Source organism: Pseudomonas sp. MEJ086, assembly GCF_030209025.1.
Lineage (GTDB): Bacteria > Pseudomonadota > Gammaproteobacteria > Pseudomonadales > Pseudomonadaceae > Aquipseudomonas > Aquipseudomonas fulva_A.
In genome coordinates this window covers 102,361-123,918 of sequence record NZ_JARVSV010000002.1, presented here as the reverse complement: position 1 = coordinate 123,918, position 21,558 = coordinate 102,361, and the positions used below count along the sequence as shown (strand labels likewise).

The 21,558-nt window shown below is 63.9% G+C and carries 14 protein-coding genes; 8 read left to right on the top strand and 6 right to left on the bottom strand.

Features of this window, described 5'->3' with window-relative positions; translation table 11 throughout:
* Positions 1 to 127 precede the first annotated feature (127 nt).
* The 8 genes from QRN22_RS00905 (at position 128) to QRN22_RS00870 (ending at position 9,859) form a co-directional block, all read left to right on the top strand.
* Complete coding sequence (locus QRN22_RS00905) at positions 128 to 2,011, top strand: methyl-accepting chemotaxis protein (RefSeq protein WP_042552853.1); 1,884 nt, start codon at positions 128 to 130, stop codon at positions 2,009 to 2,011.
* Between the two features lie 194 nt (positions 2,012 to 2,205).
* Positions 2,206 to 3,165: an AAA family ATPase gene (locus QRN22_RS00900; protein ID WP_042552852.1), complete on the top strand. Its 960-nt coding sequence runs from the start codon at positions 2,206 to 2,208 to the stop codon at positions 3,163 to 3,165.
* A complete protein-coding gene (locus tag QRN22_RS00895) occupies positions 3,165 to 4,118 on the top strand; it encodes a DUF58 domain-containing protein (RefSeq protein WP_042552851.1) in 954 nt (317 codons plus the stop codon). The genes QRN22_RS00900 and QRN22_RS00895 overlap by 1 nt, the downstream gene beginning before the upstream one ends.
* On the top strand, positions 4,115 to 4,609 hold the full coding sequence (locus tag QRN22_RS00890; RefSeq protein ID WP_042552850.1) for a DUF4381 domain-containing protein: 495 nt from the start codon (positions 4,115 to 4,117) through the stop codon (positions 4,607 to 4,609). Before QRN22_RS00895 ends, QRN22_RS00890 begins: the two co-directional genes overlap by 4 nt.
* Positions 4,602 to 5,633 carry a vWA domain-containing protein gene (locus QRN22_RS00885; RefSeq protein WP_042552849.1) on the top strand — a complete coding sequence of 344 codons (1,032 nt, stop codon included), beginning with the start codon at positions 4,602 to 4,604 and terminating at the stop codon, positions 5,631 to 5,633. Before QRN22_RS00890 ends, QRN22_RS00885 begins: the two co-directional genes overlap by 8 nt.
* Positions 5,630 to 7,384, top strand: coding sequence for a VWA domain-containing protein (locus QRN22_RS00880; RefSeq protein ID WP_042552848.1), 1,755 nt, complete (start codon positions 5,630 to 5,632; stop codon positions 7,382 to 7,384). Before QRN22_RS00885 ends, QRN22_RS00880 begins: the two co-directional genes overlap by 4 nt.
* The gene (locus tag QRN22_RS00875; protein WP_042552847.1) at positions 7,381 to 9,021 is read left to right on the top strand and encodes a BatD family protein; all 1,641 of its coding nucleotides are present in this window, start codon (positions 7,381 to 7,383) and stop codon (positions 9,019 to 9,021) included. Before QRN22_RS00880 ends, QRN22_RS00875 begins: the two co-directional genes overlap by 4 nt.
* Before the next feature lie 13 nt (positions 9,022 to 9,034).
* Entirely contained in the window at positions 9,035 to 9,859 is an 825-nt protein-coding gene (locus QRN22_RS00870) for a helix-turn-helix domain-containing protein (protein ID WP_042552846.1), read from the top strand.
* Positions 9,860 to 10,120: 261 nt separating this feature from the next.
* Here the strand turns inward: QRN22_RS00870 and QRN22_RS00865 are convergent, their stop codons facing one another.
* The 6 genes from QRN22_RS00865 to pepN form a co-directional block, all read right to left on the bottom strand.
* Positions 10,121 to 10,708, bottom strand: a complete 588-nt coding sequence (locus QRN22_RS00865; RefSeq protein ID WP_042552845.1) for a LysE family translocator — start codon at positions 10,706 to 10,708, stop codon at positions 10,121 to 10,123.
* Between the two features lie 157 nt (positions 10,709 to 10,865).
* Positions 10,866 to 13,244, bottom strand: a complete 2,379-nt coding sequence (locus tag QRN22_RS00860; RefSeq protein ID WP_042552844.1) for an efflux RND transporter permease subunit — start codon at positions 13,242 to 13,244, stop codon at positions 10,866 to 10,868.
* Between the two features lie 19 nt (positions 13,245 to 13,263).
* Entirely contained in the window at positions 13,264 to 14,310 is a 1,047-nt protein-coding gene (locus tag QRN22_RS00855; protein WP_042552843.1) for a WD40/YVTN/BNR-like repeat-containing protein, read from the bottom strand.
* 153 nt (positions 14,311 to 14,463) lie between these two features.
* Positions 14,464 to 15,825, bottom strand: a complete 1,362-nt coding sequence (locus tag QRN22_RS00850; protein ID WP_042552842.1) for a DUF1329 domain-containing protein — start codon at positions 15,823 to 15,825, stop codon at positions 14,464 to 14,466.
* A 15-nt stretch (positions 15,826 to 15,840) separates the two neighbouring features.
* Positions 15,841 to 17,844, bottom strand: a complete 2,004-nt coding sequence (locus QRN22_RS00845) for a DUF1302 domain-containing protein (RefSeq protein ID WP_042552841.1) — start codon at positions 17,842 to 17,844, stop codon at positions 15,841 to 15,843.
* Positions 17,845 to 18,884: 1,040 nt separating this feature from the next.
* Positions 18,885 to 21,548, bottom strand: a complete 2,664-nt coding sequence (pepN, locus tag QRN22_RS00840; protein WP_042552840.1) for an aminopeptidase N — start codon at positions 21,546 to 21,548, stop codon at positions 18,885 to 18,887.
* Between the last annotated feature and the right edge of the window lie 10 nt (positions 21,549 to 21,558).

The following is a 21,558-nucleotide window of genomic DNA, read 5'->3' as shown; positions in this document are numbered from 1 at the left end:
GCCGTGCGGCGACATTTTCGTTCACACGGTCCCCAGCAAAGCAGACGTCGTACAACTTCTTGCACTGTAGTGGCACAGCGCCTAAAGTCTGGCGTCAATAAAAATAATGCCAAATGGACACTACCCCATGCCGTTCTTCCTCTCCTGGAAGCAGAAGTTTCGTCTGCTGATTGTCATCACCCTCTCCAGCCTCGCGCTGATGACCGCGTCCTCGTTCTGGGCCAGCCAGAAACTCGACAACGCCCTGCAGGCCCGGGAGAACGCCACGGCCTATGCCGGCGCCTCGGCTACCCTGATGAATCAATGGCTCAAACTGGGCGCCGAACGACGCCGCCTGACGCCAGAGGGCGAAGCCGATTTCCAGGCCAGCCTCGCCTCGCTTGGCGATCTGGCGCGCCAATACGTCGAGCACGCCGGAGGTTTGAATGACGCCTCGCTGATCGATAGCGCCCGGTACATCGACGAACTGCTGCAGGACGACATACGCCTGCAGCAGAACTGGCTGGAACAGTCCCACGAACTCGGCCTCACCCCCTTCACCGGGCAACGTGCCAGGCTCGCCGAAAGCGGCAAAGGCCTCGAGCGCGTGAGCATCAGCCTGATTCAGGCCTCGATTGCCGAGGCCCTGAGCAACCAGCGCGATTACCTGGCCACCTTCGATGCGGCCTACGCCGGACGCGTGCAGGCGGCCCTGAGCGATCTGCAGGCACGCATCATCGAGTTGGAATGGCAGGACAGTCAGGTCGGCAAGGCGGTAAGCACCTATACCGCGGACTTCACAACGGCGGACACACTGATCCGGCGCATCGCCGCCACCGAGAAGCATCTGTTCGAGCAGGGTCGCCAGGTCGAAGAAAGCATCGACGCCCAGAACCTGTACCTGCAGCAGAACGTACTGAGCGCTACCACGCGCCAGGCCGAGCAGGCACGCAGCGCGGCCAACTGGACGATGGCGCTGACCTTCGTGCTGGTTTCGCTGTTCATGCTGGTCACCCTGAGCCAGGCCTCGCGCCTGCTGATGGCGCAGCTGGACAAGGTCAATCGGCTGCTGTCCCAGGTGGCCGCCGGCAACCTCACCGCGCGTATCGACGTGGGCGTCAACCCGCGTGACGAGTTCAACCAGCTGGGCAGCGCCTCCAACCAGATGACTCAGGGCATCGCCGGGGTGATTCGCCAGGTGGTCGATGGCAACCGGGAGCTCAACCACCTGCACAGTTACCTCAACGAGGCGATGCGCCGCCTGGAGGAAAACAGCACGCAGGTGGAAATGCAGACCGAACAGGCGGCCTCGGCTTCCCAGCAGATTTCCGCCACGGTCAACGAAATGGCCCAGCGCACCACCGATGTCGGCAACGCCACCCAGGCCGCCTACCAGTCGGCGCGCAACGGCGCCACGGTGATCGTCGCCAGCGCCGACAACATGCGTCACCTCTCGCAGCTGATTCAGGACACCCACACCCAGGTCACCGCCCTCACCCAGTCCAGCGGTAAGGTCACCAGCATCATCGACGTGATCAACGGCCTGGCCGACCAGACCAACCTGCTCGCCCTCAACGCTGCCATCGAGGCAGCCCGGGCCGGGGAAGCGGGCCGTGGCTTCTCGGTGGTGGCAGACGAAGTACGCTCCCTGGCCCAGAAGACCGTGGCCGCCACCACCGACATCGCGCTGATCGTCAACGAGCTGCGCCAGCAGACCCAGCGGATGGATCAATTGATGGTCAGCGGCCTGAACCTCGCCGAACAGGGCGAGCGCAGCTCCGGCGAAGTGGCCCTGGCCATCGACGGCATCACCGGCTCCATGGAACACCTGAGCACGGAGATGAGTCAGGTGGTGGTCGCCATCGAGCAGATCTCCAGCACCACCGAGGAGATAGTCGCCAAGGTCGAGGACATCAACCTGCACACCGGCAGGACCAAGACCCTGCGCCTGAGCCTCGACGAACATACCCAGGGCCTGTCGCGTCAGGTCGAAGCCCTCAATCACAGCGCCAATCGGTTCCGCATCGCCTGAATGGATCGCCAGCCGCATGCGCCAATGGCGCAGCGGCTGGCCGGATACGTGACCAGGCACACGATCGAAGCGCCGCAGTGTGGCGATATGCGCAACAGAGCATGCCCCGCATGGCTTAACCCCCCTGCCTTCGATTATCATGGTCGGCCCTGACGAGCGGGGTCGTCGCTCGCGATTTCCATCCTGGAAAACCTATGGAACACAGAGACGCGCTGCTCGCCCTTCGCCACTTCCTGGCCAGCCAGATCCTCGGTCAGGAAAAGCTCATCGATCGCCTGCTGATCGCCCTGCTCGCTGACGGCCACATGCTGGTCGAAGGCGCCCCGGGCCTGGCCAAGACCAAAGCGATCAAGGAGCTGGCCGAAGGTATCGAAGCCGAGTTCCACCGTATCCAGTTCACCCCGGACCTGCTGCCTGCCGACATCACCGGCACCGAGATCTATCGCCCGGAAACCGGCAGTTTCGTGTTCCAGCAGGGGCCGATCTTCCATAACCTGGTGCTCGCCGACGAGATCAACCGGGCGCCAGCCAAGGTACAGTCGGCACTGCTCGAGGCCATGGCCGAGCGTCAGGTGTCGGTGGGCCGTAGCACCTACGATCTGTCGCCACTGTTTCTGGTCATGGCCACCCAGAACCCGATCGAGCAGGAAGGCACCTACCCGCTTCCCGAGGCGCAGCTCGACCGCTTCCTGATGCACGTGAAGATCGGCTTCCCCGATGCCAACGTGGAACGCAAGATCCTCGCCCAGGCCCGTGGCGAGGCGCTGCACGGTGAAACCAAGCCCGATCATCGCCTCAGCCAGCAGGCGATCTTCGCGGCGCGCAAGGAAATTCTCGGCCTGTACATGGCCGATGCGGTAGAGGAATACCTGGTGCAGCTGGTCATGGCCTCACGCACCCCGGGCAAGTTCGACACCGAGCTGGCCGAGTGGATCGCCCACGGCTCCAGCCCGCGTGGCTCCATCGCCCTGGACCGCTGCGCGCGCGCCCATGCCTGGCTGGCCGGCCGCGACTTCGTCAGCCCCGAAGATATCCAGGCGGTGCTGTTCGACGTGCTGCGCCACCGCATCATCCTGTCGTTCGAGGCGGAAGCCTCGGGCATCGATCAGGATCGCGTGATCCAGCGCATCCTCGACGTGGTCGCGGTAGCCTGATGCAATCGCCCGCGGATAACCCTGAGCTGCAGGCGGGCATCCGTACCGATCTCAACCAACTCATCGACATGCGCCACCGCGTGCGTGAAGTGCAGCTGTTTTCCTCGCCTGGCAGGCGCAGCCCGCTGATCGGCCTGCACCATTCGAAGCTGCGCGGGCGCGGTGTGGACTTCGATCAGGTGCGGGTCTACCAACCCGGTGACGACGTGCGCACCATCGACTGGCGCGTTACCGCACGCACTCAGGAGCCGCATACCAAGCTGTTCCACGAAGAACGCGAGCGGCCGATCTACATTCTCGTGGAGCAGAGCCGCCAGTTGTTCTTCGGCTCCGGCCTGATGTTCAAATCGGTGCTGGCCGCCCGTGCCGCCGGGCTGATCGGCTGGGCCGCACTGGGCCATAACGATCGCATTGGTGGCCTGGTATTCGGCGGCCAGGACCATCACGAAATCAAACCGCGGCGCAGCAAACAGAGCCTGCTGCAACTGCTCAGCCGCCTGGCCCGTGCCAACCAGGCGCTGGACGGCGAGGCACCGGTCTACCGGGACAGCTTCGGTCAGGCCCTGCGCCGGGCCCGGGAAGTGCTGCGCCCCGGCAGCCTGGTGGTGATTCTTTGCGACGAACGCACCTTGAGCGACAGCAGCGAACAACAGCTGATCCTGCTCGCCAGGCATACCGACCTGTTGCTGCTGCCGGTCTCCGACCCGCTCGACCACGCCCTGCCGGCATCCGGCCTGCTGCGTTTCGCCGATGGTGACGCCCAACTGGAAGTGGACACCGAAGATGCCAACCTGCAGCACAGCTACGCAGCCCAGGCGCAGGCCCGTCAGGCACGCTGGCAGCGCCTGGCGCAGAAGCTCGGGGTGCCGCTGCTGTCGTTGTCCACTCGCCATGAGCTGGTCGAGCAGTTGCGTGAACACCTGAACAACCTGCGCCCCGGTAAATCGGCATGAACCCGCTCGATCAACTGCAGCCGCTGATCGCCCCGGCCGCCGTTGGCTGGTGGCCGCCCGCACCTGGCTGGTGGCTGCTCGCCCTGCTGTTGCCGCTGTTGGCATGGGGCGCCTGGCGCCTGCTCAAGCGGCTGCCCAAACCCACCCGCAGGCAGGCCGCCGAACAGCCCCTGGACCCGCTGCGCGAGGCGGCCCTGCAGGAACTGCAACGCCTCAGCAAACCTTACGACGGCGCCCCTGCCGGGCCCTGGCTGCAACAGATCAACGGTTTGCTCAAGCGCCTGTGCCGCGAACGTTACCCGGACAGCCACAGCCATACCCTGAGCAGCCGGGCCTGGCTGGCGTTTCTCGACAACCGCTGCCCGGCCGCCGGCCTGACCCGCTGGATGATTCTGGTCGAAGGCGCCTACAAGCCACAGTGCACGCTGGACGACAAGGCCATCGAGGGCCTCAACGGGGCCGTCGCCATCTGGATTCGCAAGCATGTTTGAGTTCGCCTGGCCGTGGATCTTTCTGCTCGCGCCGCTGCCCTGGCTGCTGCGCATGTGGCTGCCACCAGCCGACAGCGGCGAGGCCGCGTTGCAGGTGAGTTTCCTCGGCGAACTGGAAAACCTGTCCGGTCGACGTGCTCGCCTGCAACTGCCGCCCTGGAGGAAACAGGTGTATTTCGCCCTGCTCTGGCTCCTGCTGCTGAGCGCAACAGCACGCCCGGAATGGGTCGGCGAGCCGCTGCCGTTGCCGGCCAGCGGGCGTGATCTGCTGATCGCCGTGGACGTATCCGGCTCGATGGATTACGCCGACATGCGCTGGGAAGACGAGGAAGTCAGCCGCCTGGTGTTGGTCAAACACCTGATGGGCGATTTCATCGAAGGTCGCACCGGCGACCGGCTCGGGCTGATCCTGTTCGGCAGCCAGGCCTACCTGCAGGCGCCGCTGACCTTCGACCGGCAGACCGTGCGCACCTGGCTCGACGAAGCGGTGATCGGCATCGCCGGCAAGAACACCGCCATCGGCGACGCCATCGGCCTGGCGGTCAAACGGCTGCGTCAGCGGCCGGCGCACAGCCGCGTGCTGGTGCTGATCACCGATGGCGCCAACAACGGCGGCGAAATCGAGCCGATGATCGCCGCCCGCCTGGCCGCGGAAGAAGGTGTGACCATCTACCCCATCGGGATTGGCGCCGACCCGCAGCAGGGCGGCAACTTCGCGGCGTTCGGTTTCAATCCCAGCCTGGATCTGGACGAGCCGACCCTGCGCGCGATTGCCGAACTCACCGGCGGCGAGTACTTCCGCGCCCGCGATCAGAACGAATTGCAGGCCATCGAAGCGACCCTCGACCGCCTCGAGCCGGTGGCCCAGCAACCGACCCTGGCGCGCCCTGCCCTGGCGCTCTACTCATGGCCCCTGGCTGCGGCCGTGGTGCTCAGCCTGGCATTGGTGATGCGTAGCCTGTGGCCACAGCTGCGTCAGCAGCGGCTAACCCTCACCCAGCGGCTGAGGCGCAAGGCACCATGAGCGAATTCGCCGGCCTGTGGCCCCACCTGCTGCGCCCCTGGTGGTTGTTGCTGCTGCCCTTGATGGCCTGGCTGCTGTGGCTGCTCACCCATCGGGAAAAACGCAGCGGCCGCTGGCAGACGTTGTTGCCGCCTGCCTTCCATGCCGTGCTGCTACGCGGCGGCCGCGGTCGCAGCAGTCGCCTGCCGTGGATCGCCCTCGGTCTGGCCTGGCTGCTGGCCATCCTGGCGCTGCTCGGCCCCAGTTGGCAGCGGGTGGAACAGAACGACATGAAGCCGGCCGATCCGCTGGTGGTGATGCTCGAACTGACCCCGCAGATGCTGGCCAGCGACGCCTCGCCCAACCGCCTGGCCCAGGCCCGCCGCAAACTGCTCGATCTGCTGCAGGCCCGCGGTGACGCACAGACCGCCATCGTGGTGTACGCCGGTAGCGCCCACACCGTGGTACCGCTGTCGGACGACCTGGGCACCAGCCGCAACCTCCTCGAAGCGCTCAAGCCATCGATCATGCCGGAACCGGGCAAGCGCGCCGACCTGGCTGTGGCCAAGGCTCTGCAATTGCTCGAGGGCGGCGCTCAGGGCCAGGGGCGTCTGCTGCTGATCACCAGCAGTCTCGATGACAGCGAACGCAGCGCCATCGGCAAGCTGCTCGGCAGCCGTGGCGAGCGCCTGCGCATTCTCGGTGTCGGCAGCAGCGAGGGCGCACCGATCGTCCAGGAAGACGGCACCTTCATGAAAGACGATCAGGGCGCCATCCTCATCCCGCGCCTGGACACCGCCGGGTTGAGCCGGTTCGCTCGCGAGCTCGGCGGCCATTACCGCGCCATCAGCCTCGACGAGCGCGACCTGCGCACCCTCGGCCTGCTCGATGGCCCGCAGCAGTTGCGCGACAATGGCCACAAGACGCAACTGCGCAGCTGGGCCGATCAGGGCTACTGGCTGTTGCTGCCCCTGCTGTTGCTGGCGGCCTGCGCCGGGCGCCGCGGCTGGCTGCTGTGTCTGCCGCTGCTGTTGCTGGGCACCCCGCAGACGGGCATGGCGTTCAGCTTCGACGACCTCTGGCTGCGTGCCGATCAGCAGGGCCAGCGGCTGCTCGAAGCGCAGCGCCCCAAGGAGGCCGCAGAACGTTTCGACGATCCGCAGTGGCGCGGCCTGGCGCTTTACCAAGCCGGAGACTACGCCGCCGCTGCCGAGCAGTTCGCCCAGAGCGACAGCGCGGTGTCGCTGTACAACCGCGGCAACGCCCTGGCCCGCAGCAACGAGTTGGAAGCTGCCGTGGACGCCTACGAGCGCGCGTTGGAAATCGACCCGCAGTTGCTGCAGGCGCAAAAGAACAAGGCACTGGTGGAAGAACTGCTGCGCCAGCGTGAACAGCAGCAAAGCCAGCAGAAAGACCAGCCGGACGAGCAGCAGCGCGAGGAACACGACGAACAGCAGCAGCCCGGTCAATCTGCGGCGCCTACACCGGACGAGCGCGAGAGCAGTCAGGGCCAGCCTGGCACGCCGCAGGAGCAACAGCCACCGAGCGATCCGAAAACCTCGCCGGGCCAGCCCTCCGAGACAGGGGAGAACGCAGAAACGCCGGCATCACCACCGGCCGATACGGGCACGGCGGAAGTCGATGGACCGCTCGATGGCGAGCGCCGCCAGGCTCTTGAACAATGGCTGCGGCAAATCCCCGATGACCCGGGCGAATTGCTGCGCCGCAAATTCTGGTACGAACAGCAACAGCGTCAGGAACAGCCACGATGACCCGCCTGCTCTGCACCCTGCTCCTCTGCCTGCTGGCGTTTCAGGCCAGCGCGCAGGACTTTATCGCCAGCGTCGACCGCAGCCGGCTGAACCTCGGCGAAAGCGTCGACCTGACACTGGAGTCCACGGACTCGACCCAGTTCGGCAAACCCGACCTGGCGCCGCTCAACGAACTCTTCGAAGTGCTCGGCACCCGCCAGGTCAATCGCCTCACCACCCTGGATGGCGAAGCGCGCGCCACCACACGCTGGATCGTCACCCTGCGACCGCGCCACAGCGGCTATGTGGTGGTGCCTCCGCTGCGCCTGGGCAACTCGCAGAGTCAGCCGATCAGCCTGCACGTGCTGGAGTCGACCACCAAGAGTGCGGACGAGCAGATGGCACCGGTGTTCATCGATGCCAGCCTGGATCACGAGAGCGTCTACGTGCAGGCGCAGAGCGTGCTGACCCTGCGCATCTACCACTCAGTGTCGCTGTACGACGACAGCAGCCTGACACCGCTGGAAATCGCCGATGCCCGCGTCGAATCCCTGGGCGAACCACGCACCTATGAACAGGACATTGGCGGCGTCCGCCATGGAGTGATCGAGCTGCGTTATGCGATCTTCCCGCAGAAGAGCGGCCAACTGACGATTCCCGGCCAGGTGTTCAGCGCCACCCTGGTCGATCGCTCCAACAAGAACGACTACCTGCCATTCGGGCCGCGCCCCGGCAAGGTCACGCGGGTCAAATCCCCGGAAATACCGCTGACGGTCAAGGCAAAGCCTGCCGATTACCCCGCTGACGTGCCCTGGCTGCCGGCCCGCGCCCTGAGCCTGGCCGAGGCCTGGAGCCCGGAGCCCGGCCAGGTCAAGGTCGGTGACTCGCTGACCCGCAGCCTGATGCTCAAGGCCGACGGACTCTCAAGTGCTCAGTTGCCGCCGCTGCCAGCGACCACCGTGGACGGTCTGCGCCGCTATCCGGACCAGCCGCAGTTGAACAATGAAAGCAGCGAGCGCGGCCTGATCGGCAGCCGAGAGGAGCGTGAGGCCCTGGTGGCCAGCAAGGCCGGCACGCTGGAGCTGCCGGCAGTCGAGGTGGTGTGGTGGAACACCCACGAAGACCGCCTGGAGCGCAGCAGCCTCCCGGGACGCAGCCTGGAAGTGGCAGCGGACCCGGCCATGAGCGTGGAGCAACCGGTGGAGCCGCGCCCGCGCAGCGCCCCTGTCGAGGACGTCCTGCTGTGGCCATGGCAGCTGAGCAGCGTGCTGTTCGCCCTGACCACTGTGCTCGGCTTCGGCCTGTGGTGGCACGCACGGCGCCAGCCAGCCATCCAGCGTGCCGCACAGAGCGGCCCGAGCCCACGCACCCTGCTCGATGATCTCAAGCGCGCCTGCCTGGCCAACGACAGCCAGGCCACCCGCCAGGCCCTCGACGCCTGGGCACGCCAGCAACCGGAAACCCTGGCCGATATGGCAGCCCGGTTCGCGCCGCTGTCCGAAGCCCTCGATGGCCTCAACGGCGCGCTGTACAGCGAAAGTGGCCAACACTGGCAGGGCGCTCAGCTGTGGCAGGCCATCGGCGAGCTGCCGGCAGCCGAAAGCGCTCAGGAAAACGGCCCGGAAACCACCCAGTTGCCACCTCTTTATCCTCGCTGAACAGGAAAGGCCAATGATCGAGCAGCCGGTGTCCGCGCTTCCCAGCTTCTGGCGTGACGCCGCCCTGCCCTTCGTCGAACTGCGCTCGATCGAGGATGGCCGTCAGGTCTGCTATGGCCGGCACAGCCACGAGATCTTCTCCATCGGAGCAATCACCCGTGGGCAGAGCACCTACAGCAATCGCGATGTGGACCGTCACGTCAGCCAGGGCACGGTAGTGCTGATGAATCCCGGCGACGTGCACGCCTGCAACCCCATCGACGGGCAACCCTGGTCGTACCTGATGCTGTATGTCGACCCGCAGTGGCTGGGCCACCTGCAGCAAGCGCAGGGGCTGACCGATACGCCGGTCTTCCAGCGCTTCGCCTGCATCGCCAGTGACGATGCCGAACTGTATGAGGGCCTGCTGCAACTGCGCGAAACCTTGCTCGACCCCAGCCTTGGCGCGAACGGCAAGGCCGCTCAGGCCACGGCCTTCTTCAGCCTCGCGCTGCAACGCCTGGCGCTGGAGGGCGACAGCGATGAGCGCATGAATCCACGCCTGGAACACGCCGCCCGCCTGATCCACCAGCACTGCGGAGAAACGCTCAGGCTCGACACCCTGTGCGAAGCCGCGCAGCTGTCACCGTCGCAACTGATTCGTGGTTTCAAGCAACGTTACGGCATGACGCCCCACGCCTACCTGCTCAACCGCCGCATCCAGTTCGCCCACTCCCGCCTGAAGAACGGCGCCCCACTGGCCGACGTGGCTCTGGAAGCCGGCTTCGCCGACCAGGCCCATTTCCAGCGCACCTTCAAGCAATTCCTCGCTGCCACCCCCGGCCAGTACCGCGGCTAGGGACAACCACGCAATACCCGGCCCAATGCCGAGCTCCGGTTCTGTGGCGCTCTAAGAACCTGTTCATAATCTTTCAGCCCAGGTTCATCGATTTCGGCAGCTAAGTGGCGGGAGCGGCCTTTTGTAGGGTGGACGACGCTTCACCCGTCCACCGCTCTGCGATCGTAGTGGTGGACAAAAAGAGCGTTGTCCACCCTACGCAGGGATGCCTTGTAGTTGCCGCTTCATGCGCTTAAAGACCGTGAATAGGCTTTAACGGGCTTACGCCAACACCAGATACCCCGCACTGGCCACCAACAACCCCGCCAGCACCCGATTGAAAACCCGCACCCGCTGCGGCGCCTGCAGGTACGGCTGCAAGCAGGTACCGGCATAGGCCCAGCAGGCCAGCGACAGGTAGCAGACCACGCAGTAGATCGCGGCGAACTGCCAGACCAGCAAGGCCTCACCATCGGCAACGAAGGCGCCCATGCCAGCGATTGCCGCCAGCCAGGCTTTGGGATTCAGCCATTGCATGAGCGCGCCGTGCATGAACGAAGCGACCGGTGCGCCTTCGCCCGCCTGCAGCGCCCCATCGTCGGCTGCCAATCGCCACGCCAGGTACAACAAGAAAGCCACGCCCGCCCACTGAATCGCCACGGTCAGCCCGGGTAATAGTGACAACAGTTCGTGCAGCCCCATGCCGATCAGCACCAGCAGCAACGTGAAGCCCAGCGTCGCGCCAGCGACATGTCGCAACGCAACCCGCAATCCATGCCGCGCACCAGTGCTCAACGAAAGCAGATTGACCGGTCCGGGAGAAATGGAGGCGGCCAGTGCAAAGGCCGCCATGGACAGAAACAGACTCATCACGCATGCCCCACCACTGATTTGGAGTGAGGCAAATTAACCGGTGGCCACCGAGGCGTATTGAAGAAAACACGCATGGCCCGAAGAGTGGCTGCAGGGAAAGGCGGGCAAAAAAAAACCGCGGCCTGGCCGCGGTTTCTTCATGTCGCCATCGGTTTCAATGGGCCAGCAACGAACCGCCCTTCTTGCCTGCCAGCTTCTCCGGTTTGATCAGGAAGTGCGCCAGCGCAGGCAGCAGCCACAGGGCGCCGAACATGTTGACGATGAACATGAAGGTCAGCATCAGGCCCATGTCGGCCTGGAACTTGATCGCCGAGAACATCCAGGTCGCCACGCCGATGGCCAGGCACAGCCCGGTGAACAGCACCGCCTTGCCGGTGGAGCGCAGGGTCTGGTAGTAGGCTTCCTGCAACGGCAAGCCAGCCCGCAGGAAGGTTTCCAGGCGACTGTAGATGTAGATGCCGTAGTCCACGCCGATCCCCACGCCCAGTGCGATCACCGGCAGGGTCGCGACCTTCACGCCGATGCCCAGGAACGCCATCAGGGCGTTGCCGAGGATCGAGGTGAGGATCAGTGGCAACACGATGCACACGGTGGCGGCGAACGAGCGGAAGGTGATCATGCACATGATGCCGACGCACAGGTACACCAAGACCAGGATAAGCAGCTCCGAGGTGCTGATCACTTCGTTGGTCGCGGCCTCGATACCGGCGTTACCGGCAGCCAGCAGGAACTCGACGTTTTCGGACTTATGCTCCTCGACGAAACCTTCTACCGCCGCCACCGCACGCTTCAGCGTCTCGGCCTTGTGGTCCTGAAGGAACACCAGCACCGGTGCCACCGAGCAGTCGGCGTTGTACAGGCCGTCAGCGCGGGCGATGGAGTTGTTGAGCACGTCCTGATTGCGCGACAGGGTTTCCCATTTCAGGTTGCCCTCGTTCATGCCCTTGATCAGTTGCCGCGACACGCTGACCATGGAGATCGCCGACTGCACACCGGGCGTGTTGTCCATCGTCCACATCAGCTCGTCCATGGCCGCCAGGGCTTCGTAGGTCGAACAGCCTTCCGGCGCGGTCTTGACCATCACCACCAGCACATCGGAGCTGGTCGAGTAGTTGCGGATCACGAAATCGTTGTCGAGGTTGTAGCGCGAATCCGGACGCAGCTCGGGCGCGCCCTGATCGAGGTCGCCGACCTGCAGGTTCTGCTGCTGGTACCAGAAGCCGCCGATACCGGCGAACAGGGCCAACGCCACGGAAACCGGCGCGACCCTGGAACTGGCGAAGTTCGACAGCAGACGCCAGAACGGATGCTCACTCACCGCGTCACGCTTGCTGCGCTCCACCGCCTTCTTGCTGATGCCGATATAGGAAATCGCCACTGGCAGCAGGATCAGGTTGGTGAAGACGATGACCGCGACACCGATGGACGCGCCGATGGCCAGTTCACGGATCACGCCGATATCGATCAGCAACAGGGTGATGAAGCCGACGGCGTCGGCGAGGATGGCGATCATTCCCGGCAGGAACAGCTGCCGGAACGTCAGCCGCGCTGCGGTCAACGCATCTTCGCAGCCGCCGGATTGCAGGGCGATGCCGTTGATCTTCTGCACGCCGTGGGAAATACCGATGGCGAAGATCAGGAACGGCACCAGCATGGAATACGGATCGAGGCCGAAGCCGACCGAGTGCATCATGCCCAGTTGCCAGACCACCGCCACCAGGGTGGTGATCAGCACCGCGATAGTGCTGCGGATGCACCAGGTGAACCAGTACAGCAGCACGAAGGTGATCAACAGCGCCACGCCAAAGAACAGCGCCACCATGACCAGGCCATCGATCAGGTCACCGACCTTCTTGGCGAAGCCGATGATGTGCACCTGCACGTCGGGATTCTGCGCCTGGTACTTGCTGCGGATCTTCTCTTCCAGCTGGTGCGAGAACTCCTGGTAGTCGAGCTTGATCAAGCGGCCCTGGTCCTGGGGGTCCGGGTAGGACTCGAGCAGCGGCACATCGATGATGCTGGACTTGAAGTTGTTCGCCACCAGGCGACCGATCTGCCCGGACTTGAGCACGTTGCTGCGCAGTTCCTCGAGGCTCTGCGGGCTGCCGTCGTAGGTCTGCGGGATCACCTCGCCACCGGCGAAGCCCTCTTCGGTGACTTCGGTCCAGCGCACGCTGGGGCTCCACAGCGACTTCAGCCCGGAGCGGTCGACACCTGGAATGTAGAACACTTCGTCGTTGATCAGACGCAGCGTCTCCATGTACTCCTTGCTGAAGATGTCGCCATTCTTGGCCTCCACGGAAATACGCACGGTATTGCCCAGGTTGGCCAGGTCGTTGCGGTGTTCCATCATGTTCTGAATGAACGGATGGCTCAGCGGGATCATCTTCTCGAAGCTGGTCGACGGCCTGACCTGAGTGGCCTGGAAGAACAGAAACACGCTGACCAGCAGGCAGATCAGGATCACCGCCGGCCGGTTGTTGAAGATCAGGCGCTCAAGCAGGCTAGCCTTGTCTTGGTGATGGTTACTCATCGAACACTACCCCAGCTTGTTATTGTTGGCCTGGATTGGCACCGGTCGACGAGGTCAGGCGTACGCCGCCCTGCCCGACCAGAATCAGCTTGCCATCGGCACCTGCGGTCACGCCCGCCAGCGACACTCGATCCGGGCGATTGAACACGCTGAAGCTGTGGCCGCGATCGCTGCTGGTTAGCACGCTGCCGCCATGCCCGACCACCACGATACTGCCGTTATCGAGCAAGGCCGCGCTGGCCAGGCCAAACTCCAGGGTGCCGCCGCTGGCGGTAGCCAACGGGATCTGCTGCCAACTGTCACCGCCGTCGGTGGACTGGAACAGGTGCCCGCGCAGGCCATAGACCAGCAGGCCGCGGGGCTCGCCGGTGGCCAGCACGCCGAACAGCGAACCCTGGTACGGGCCCTCCAGAGTCTCCCAGGTTTCGCCGCCATCGACGGAGCGAAACAGACTGCCCATCTCGCCGACGATGAACAGGCCGGTGTCCTTCACCTCGGCGATGCCGTTGAGGTGATAGGCGTCCTCGTTGTCGAGACGGTCGCTGACATCTTCCCAGGTGGCGCCACCATCGCTGGTTTGCAGCAGCGCCCCGTAGGCGCCGATGGCGAAGCCGTGTTGCAGATCCTTGAACCAGACGTCGAGCAACGGCGCCTCGCGCTGCAGGTCCTCGAACTGCTTGACCCAGGTGGCACCGCCATCGGTGGTCGCCAATACCAGGGCGTCGTGGCCGACCGCCCAGCCGTGCTTGTCATCGACGAAGAACACCGCAGTGAGCATCTGCCGGGTCGGTACCTTGGCCTGCTCCCAGCTCGTGCCATCGTTATCGGAATAGAGGATGTGGCCGCGCTCACCGACCGCCACCAGGCGTTTGCCAGCGTGAGCGATATCGAGCAACAGGCTGGACACGGCCTTTGCCGAAGGTACCGAATAGCTGACGGCCTCGTCAGGGGCTTGCGCCTGCACGAGCGGCGCGGCGGCCACCAGCAGCGCGCACAGCGATAGTGCCTGCAGCACCGGCTGCACGCTTTTCCCGCCCCTGATGCGCCGCAAAATGGGCTCACTCATACAAAACTCCCCCTTCTTCTTGTTATTGCCAGCGCCTGTGAAGCGACGCTCATGCTAGCGGCCTTTGCGGATCCAAAATCCACTGTTTTGTAAGAAAAAGCCCGCGTTATCGACCGCGCGAATGACAGCCGCGCAGTCGATCGCGCCATCGACTCAGCGAGTCCCGCGGCGGCGCAGCGCTGCCGGCGTGAAGTAGCCATCATCGACGGCAGGCTGACTGAAGTCGATGGTATTGGCTTCTTCGTTATCCAGATTCTGTACGTGGTAGCGACGCGCCTGCAGATCGTGGAAGACATCCAGCGCAGACCAGGTAGTCGGCAGCTCATAGTAGTTCTTCAGATACGCCAGAGACACGCGCCACAATTCCCCCCGACCATCGTACTGATCGACCACCGCAGCCTGCCAGCTGTCTTCGTCGAGATACAGGGTTCGCTTGGAATAGATGTGCCGGGCGCCGGGCTTGAGCGTGCCCTCCACGACCCACACCCGGTGCAGTTCATTGCGGGTGAAAGCCGGATTGAGGTGACCGACCTGCAGCAGATCCTCGTATTTGACCTGCGGGCTGGTGACCTTGTAGTTGTTGTAGGGGATGTAGATTTCCTTCTTGCCGACCAGCTTCCAGTCGTAACGATCCGGAGCGCCGTTGAACATGTCGGTGTCATCGGCGGTACGCAGGCCATCGGCTGCGGAGATCGGCGTGTCATAGGCGAGATTAGGTGCTCGCCGCACACGGCGCTGACCGGCGTTGTACCCCCAGGCCTGACGCGGCTCCTTGACCTGATCGAGGGTCTCGTGGACCAACACCGCGCCACCGGCCAGACGCGCCGGGCTGCGGGTGAACGACAGGTAGTAGAAGAGGATGTTGTTCAGGTTGGCGTAACTGCCCTTGGGGTCGTAGAACTTGAACATCGCTTCCTGTTGCGAGGTGACCAGCGAGTAGGAGCCATTGCGCTGCACCGCCACTTCCGAGGCACGCCGTACGATGTAGGTACCGCGATAACGGGCGATGTGGTTCCACAGCGCCTCGACACCGCTCTGCGGGATCGGGAACGGGATGCCACCGTAGGCATCGGCGAAGCCGTTGCCGCCGTCGAGCAGCTTGGCGCTGAGCGCGTTCTTCGCCGTGTTGTCGTAGACCCACTGCGGCGCCGAACCGGAACGGCGACTGGTGTACACCGGCATCTGGTAGGTATCCGGGTAGGCTTCGAACAGTGCGATCTGCCCAGGTGTGAGGTTGTCCCGGTACTGCTGCAGGTTGGCCTTGGTGATGGTGAACAGCGGCTTGTCGTTCGCGAAAGGATCGACATGGTGCTTGCCCGAGCCTTGATAACCAGCCGGTGCCTGGGTGATCCCGCCTGTCCAGGCCGGAATGGTGCCCGCTGCGTTGCCGGCCTTCTCGCCGCCAAGTGGCATCAGGCTGGTGCCCAGCCTGGCCGCATCCTGAGGCGAAACAGCCGCCTGGGCGTTACCGGCCAGCAGCACCAGCGCGACTGCGACGCCTTTGAGGTTCAGCATCCTGTATCTCCGTGATCAGAAGGAGTATTTGACGTTGACGCCGACATTGTCGCGGTCGCGCACGGCGTTGTTGTTACCGCCACCGGAAAACTCGGTGTACTGCAGCTCGGCTTCCAGGCTGTTCATGTAGTTGGCCTTCATGCCGAGGGTGTAAGCCTTGCGGCCTTCGACGAAATTACCGGTCTGGTAGGAGTTGCCCTCGAAGTCATCCTTGTAGACGACGAAGGGCGACAGATTGACCCCGGCCACGACGTCGTTCCAGGTGCCGGACAGCACCAGGGTGTAACCATAGGCGTTCTTGTTGACCTGATAACTGCGGCCATAACCGAACGCGTAGGAGGAATCACCACGCCCGGCGTAGTAGCGGGTCGAGCCATCGTAGGCGGTGTACTTCAGGTCGCTGCCGCGCAGGTGCTCGGAGGCCAGTTCGGCCACGCCGGTCAGCGCATCGAACCCCAGCGACGGGCCGAAGTTGTAGATGCTGCCCAGCGAGGCGTTGTAGGCCTCGACACGCTCGTAGTTGTGGATCTGCTCGCCAAGCTGCAGAGCGTTGCCACCGATATTCACCTGCTGGCCTTGCACCACTTGCGGCGCCTGACGCAGCAGATCGCCGAGCAGGTCGTTGGTGGCGGCGACACCGATCGGCAGGTTCGGCCGATAGGACAGCTCACCGAACAGCGAGGCATTGCCCAGGGTGGTATTGAAGCTGAAGCCGTACATGCGGATATCTTCGACGTACTCGCGGCGGGCGTTGATGCTGTTGGCGACGTCGATGGTGGCAATCCCGCCCACGGCACTGGAGAGTGCATTGCGGTAGGCATTGGCCAGGCCACCGGTAGGATCGGCCGCGATGGCGCCTTGCAGCTGGGGCACCGTCAGCCCGACCGCGCTGGCTACCGACTGCTGGATGGCCGGCGTTGCAGCCGCCTGAATGGCCGCGAGATTCAGCCCGGGATAGCTGCCCAGATCGGCCGCAGCGGTCGGCTCCTTGGCGTGGTAATTGACGAAGTAGAAACCGAACTCGGTCGAGTTCAACTGCTCGGCGATATAGCGAAAGGCCACGCCGAACTGACCATCGTTCCTGGCATTGATGTCCTTGCCGATGGACGCCACCTTGATGTAACCGTTGCCGTCGATGTTGCGACCACCCTGCAGACCACCCGTGGCGCCCAGGCCACCATACAACCCGGCCAGCGGAAGCAGCGCCGGCAGGCGGGAATAGGCGGTATTGCCGCCCTCGGCGAACAGGTCGGTCTCGGAGAAGTAGCTGCCCACCGGGTCGATGGCGGTTTCCTTCCAGTTGAACTGGTGGAAGGTCTCCATCGACAGGTTGTCGGTCAGGCCGATATTGAAACTGACCGCCTCGACGGGGATCAGCACTTCCTTGATCTCCGAACCTGGTAGACGGAAGCGCGCGCCGTCCACCGGGTTGCTGGTGTTCACGCCACCGCGATAGAACACGCCCTCGCCCCAGTTGAACACCTGCCGGCCCAGACGCGCACTGACCGGACGCTCGGCGACATCCCAGTTGCCATACACGTAGGCATCGAGGATCTGCGCATCGCGTCCGGCCTTGTGCCGAGTATCGCGAGTGAAGCTGTCATCGTTGGGGAAGTTCTGGCTCGGCTGAGTGGGCCTGTTACCGCTGTTGAAGTCGTTGCGCTTGTCCATGATCCGGGTGTCATAGAACGCCGTGCCACGCACGAAGAGGCCGTAGTTCTGGTAATTCATTTCCAGGTCGGAGGTGATCTTGAACACCTCGGAAACCAGCCCGGTATCGAAATTGCGATTGCCGTCGTTGACGTTGACGTCGTCGTTGCTTCTGCTCTGCCCCTGCACACGCCACAGCTGCCCGTAGGACAGCGTGGTGTCGAGCGAGCCGCTGATTTCGTTGTCGGCGAAGCTGAACTCCGCCGACTGTACGGGCACCGTGACCAGCAGCGGTAACACGCTGGCCAGGGCATAACCCGCCTTCGCCGGCACCAGGCGCAAGGCCGGCTCAAAGGACTTGATACGCATTGAATCTCTACTCCGCTGACAGACAGTCGTTGTTCTATCCGGCCCGTTTTCGGTGGGCCTGGCGGACACCTTGCTGGGGCGTCCTGTCATTGCGCTGAACTGGCTGACGTCACTGCCCCATGCAGTGCAACCTTGGTGCCAATTCAAACGATCGTATTAGCCGAAAGTGCTTTTCCAGAGCAGCTCCGTAGCGTCTTTTTATGACTGGTCGTCCACTGACCAATAGCCCTCGATTAGCGCCTTTTCGAACGCCCTCCTCCCCAGAAAGCGCTGCGAAGCGCACACAGCTCCACGCATTCGTCAATCGACGGCGCCGGATATTAAGTGTGTCGACTTATAAGAAGGTAACTTTCGATACCGACAGGTAACGAAAAAACGTTACTGCGGGAACGAACGGTAACATTCGGCCCGATGATGCGCGTTAAATCAAGTCAAACCGCTCTAGAACGAACTTTTCAGACCTTCGGAGGGTTCTGCTGGCTGCTGAACTGCCCCCAGGCAGGATGGAGGGCCGGCACGCTGATGAATGCCGGCACAGTGGCGAGGGGTACGAGAGCGGTCAGGCCACCATCGCATCGCCCGCAAGCGGGCTCCTACACACGGAGCCCGTAGGAGCCCGCTTGCGGGCGAATCGCGGGGACAACGCAGATACCGCAGCAAGGCCACTCTCTTCGCGCCGAGGGCGACGCTCCCACACCACCGTGACCAACCCGCCCCTGTAGGAGCCCGCTTGCGGGCGAATTGCGGAGACAACGCAGATATCGCATCAAGGCCGCTATCGCATCGCGCCGAGGGCGACGCTCCTACACCACCGTGACCAGCCCTCCCCTGTGGGAGCCCGCTTACGGGCGAGTCGCGGGGACAACGCAGATACCGCATCAAGGCCACCCTCTTCGCGCCGAGGGCGGCGCTCCTACACCACCGTGACCAACCCTCCCCCTGTAGGAGCCCGCTTGCGGGCGAATTGCGTGGACAACGCAGATTCGCATCAAGGCCGCTATCGCATCGCGCCGGGGGCGACGCTCCTACGGGGATACTCCTCAGGCCAGGCTCTTGCTCACCACCTCGTAAACATCCGCCGACAGCTCACCGGAGGCGAGAATGCGCTCCAGCTCCGCTTTCATCAGCGCCTGGCGCTCGCTGCCATACTTGCGCCAGCGGGTCAGCGGTGCCAGCAGGCGCGACGCGATCTGCGGGTTGAGGGCGTTGAGCACGATCACCTGATCGGCGAGGAAGCGATAACCGCTGCCATCGGCGGCATGGAAGTTGACCAGGTTCTGGCCGGCGAATGCGCCGATCAGCGCACGTACCTTGTTGGGGTTCTTCAGGGTGAACGCCGGGTGTTCCATCAACGCCTGCACGCGCGCCAAGCCACCCGGCAAGGTGCTGGCCGCCTGGACGCTGAACCACTGATCCATGACCAGGGCGTTATCCTTGAAGTGCTCGGCGAAGGCCGCCAGGGCCTTGCTGCGCTCAGCCTCGAACGGTGAGTTGACCAGCACGGCCAGGGCGGTGAGGCGCTCGGTCATGTTGTCGCACGCCTCGTACTGCTCCAGCGTCGCCGCCAGCACCTCGGGCTTGCCGGTCAGCATCAGGTACGACAGCGCGATGTTCTGCAGGGCGCGACGAGCGAAATGCTCGGCCTCGGCCACGTAAGGCGTCGTGCGCGATACCTCGCGGTTGGCTTGATAACGCTGCCACAGCGGCTCGAACAAGGCTTCGGCCAGTTGCTGGCGAGCGAATTCACGCGCGCCGTGGATGGCGTCGACATCGGCCACGTCGCTGATCTCGGTGAGGTAGGCCTCGCCTGGCAGCGAGAGCATCTCGGCGACCATGGCCTGATCCAGCGAGCCATCCTGCAACAGGGTGCGCAGTGCGCTGACCAGCCGCTGATCGAGCTCCAGCGTCTCGCCGCGCTGGTGCTGGCCGATCAGCTCCTGCAGGACCTGCACGCTGAGCTGCTGACCCGCCTCCCAGCGATTGAAACCATCGCTGTCGTGCTGCATCAGGAACATCAGTTGATCGCGGTCGTACGGGAAACTCAGCTTGACCGGTGCACTGAAGCCACGCAGCAGCGAAGGCAAGGGTTTTTCGGCGATATCGACGAAAGTGAACGATTGCTGCGCTTCGGTCACCGACAGCACGCGGCTACCAGCAGCGGCAGCGGCCTCGCCCTGCAGGCGCAGTGGCAGGTCGTCGCCCTGGGCATCGAGCAGCCCCAACTCGACCGGAATCACGAAGGGCAACTTGTCGCTCTCGCGCTGCCCTGGGGTGGCCGGGCAGCTCTGGGTGAAGGTCAGGGTATAGGTTTTCGCGGCAGCGTCGTAACGCTCGGCGGCGGCCAGGCGCGGGGTGCCCGATTGGGTGTACCAGCGCTTGAACTGGGTCAGGTCGATGCCGCTGGCATCTTCCATGGCCTTGACGAAGTCGTCGCAGGTCACGGCCTGGCCATCGTGGCGCTCGAAGTACAGATCCGATCCCTTGCGGAAGGCTTCTTCGCCCAGCAGGGTGTGGATCATGCGCAGGACTTCGGAACCCTTCTCGTAGATGGTCAGGGTGTAGAAGTTGGAGATCTCCATGTACGCATCCGGGCGCACCGGGTGGGCCATGGGGCCTGCATCCTCGGCGAACTGGTGGGTACGCAGGTAGGCCACGTCCTGGATGCGCTTGACTGTCGCCGAGTTCATGTCGGCGGAGAACGCTGCGTCACGGAACACCGTGAAGCCTTCCTTGAGCGACAGCTGGAACCAGTCACGGCAGGTTACCCGGTTGCCCGACCAGTTATGGAAATACTCGTGGGCGACGATCGCCTCGACCCGCTGGTGCGCGGCATCGGTGGCCGTCTCGGCGCGCGCCAGCACGGCGCTGGAGTTGAAGATGTTGAGGCCCTTGTTCTCCATGGCGCCCATGTTGAAGTCGTTGACCGCGACGATCATGAAGATGTCCAGGTCGTACTCGCGACCGTAGACCTCTTCGTCCCACTTCATGGACTTCTTCAGGCTGTCCATGGCGTGCTGCACCTTGTCGATGTTTTCCGGCTCGACGTAGATGCGCAGCGTCACTTCGCGGCTGCTCATGGTGGTGAACTTGTCTTCCACGCACCAGAGATCACCGGCGACCAGAGCGAACAGATAGGCCGGCTTCTTGAACGGGTCTTCCCAGGTCGCCCAGTGCCGACCGTCGTCTTCCTGGCCGCTGGCCACCGGGTTGCCGTTGGACAGCAGGATCGGATACTTCTGCTTGTCGCCGCTCACCGTGGTGGTGAAGCTGCTCATCACGTCCGGGCGGTCGAGGTAGTAGGTAATCTTGCGGAAGCCTTCGGCCTCGCACTGGGTGCAGAACATGCCGCTGGACTTGTACAGCCCTTCCAGCGCGGTGTTGCTTTCCGGGTGGATACGCACGCTGCTGTCGACGACGAAGCTGGCCTGGGTCGGCTGCAGGGTCAGGTGACTGTCGGTGAGCGTGTAGTCGGTGGCGCTCAGCGCGCGATCATCGAGCTTGAGTTCAAGCAGCTCCAGCTGCTGACCATCGAGGGTCAGCACGGGCAGATCGGCCGACAGCGCCGGGTTGCGACGCATCACCAACTGGGCGTGGACCAGGGTGTGATCCTCGAACAGCTCGAAGGTCAGGTGAGTTTCGTCGATCAGGTAATCCGGCGCCTGATAGTCCTTCAGGTAGATGGTCTTCGATTGCTCGGTGCGCATGGGAACCTCT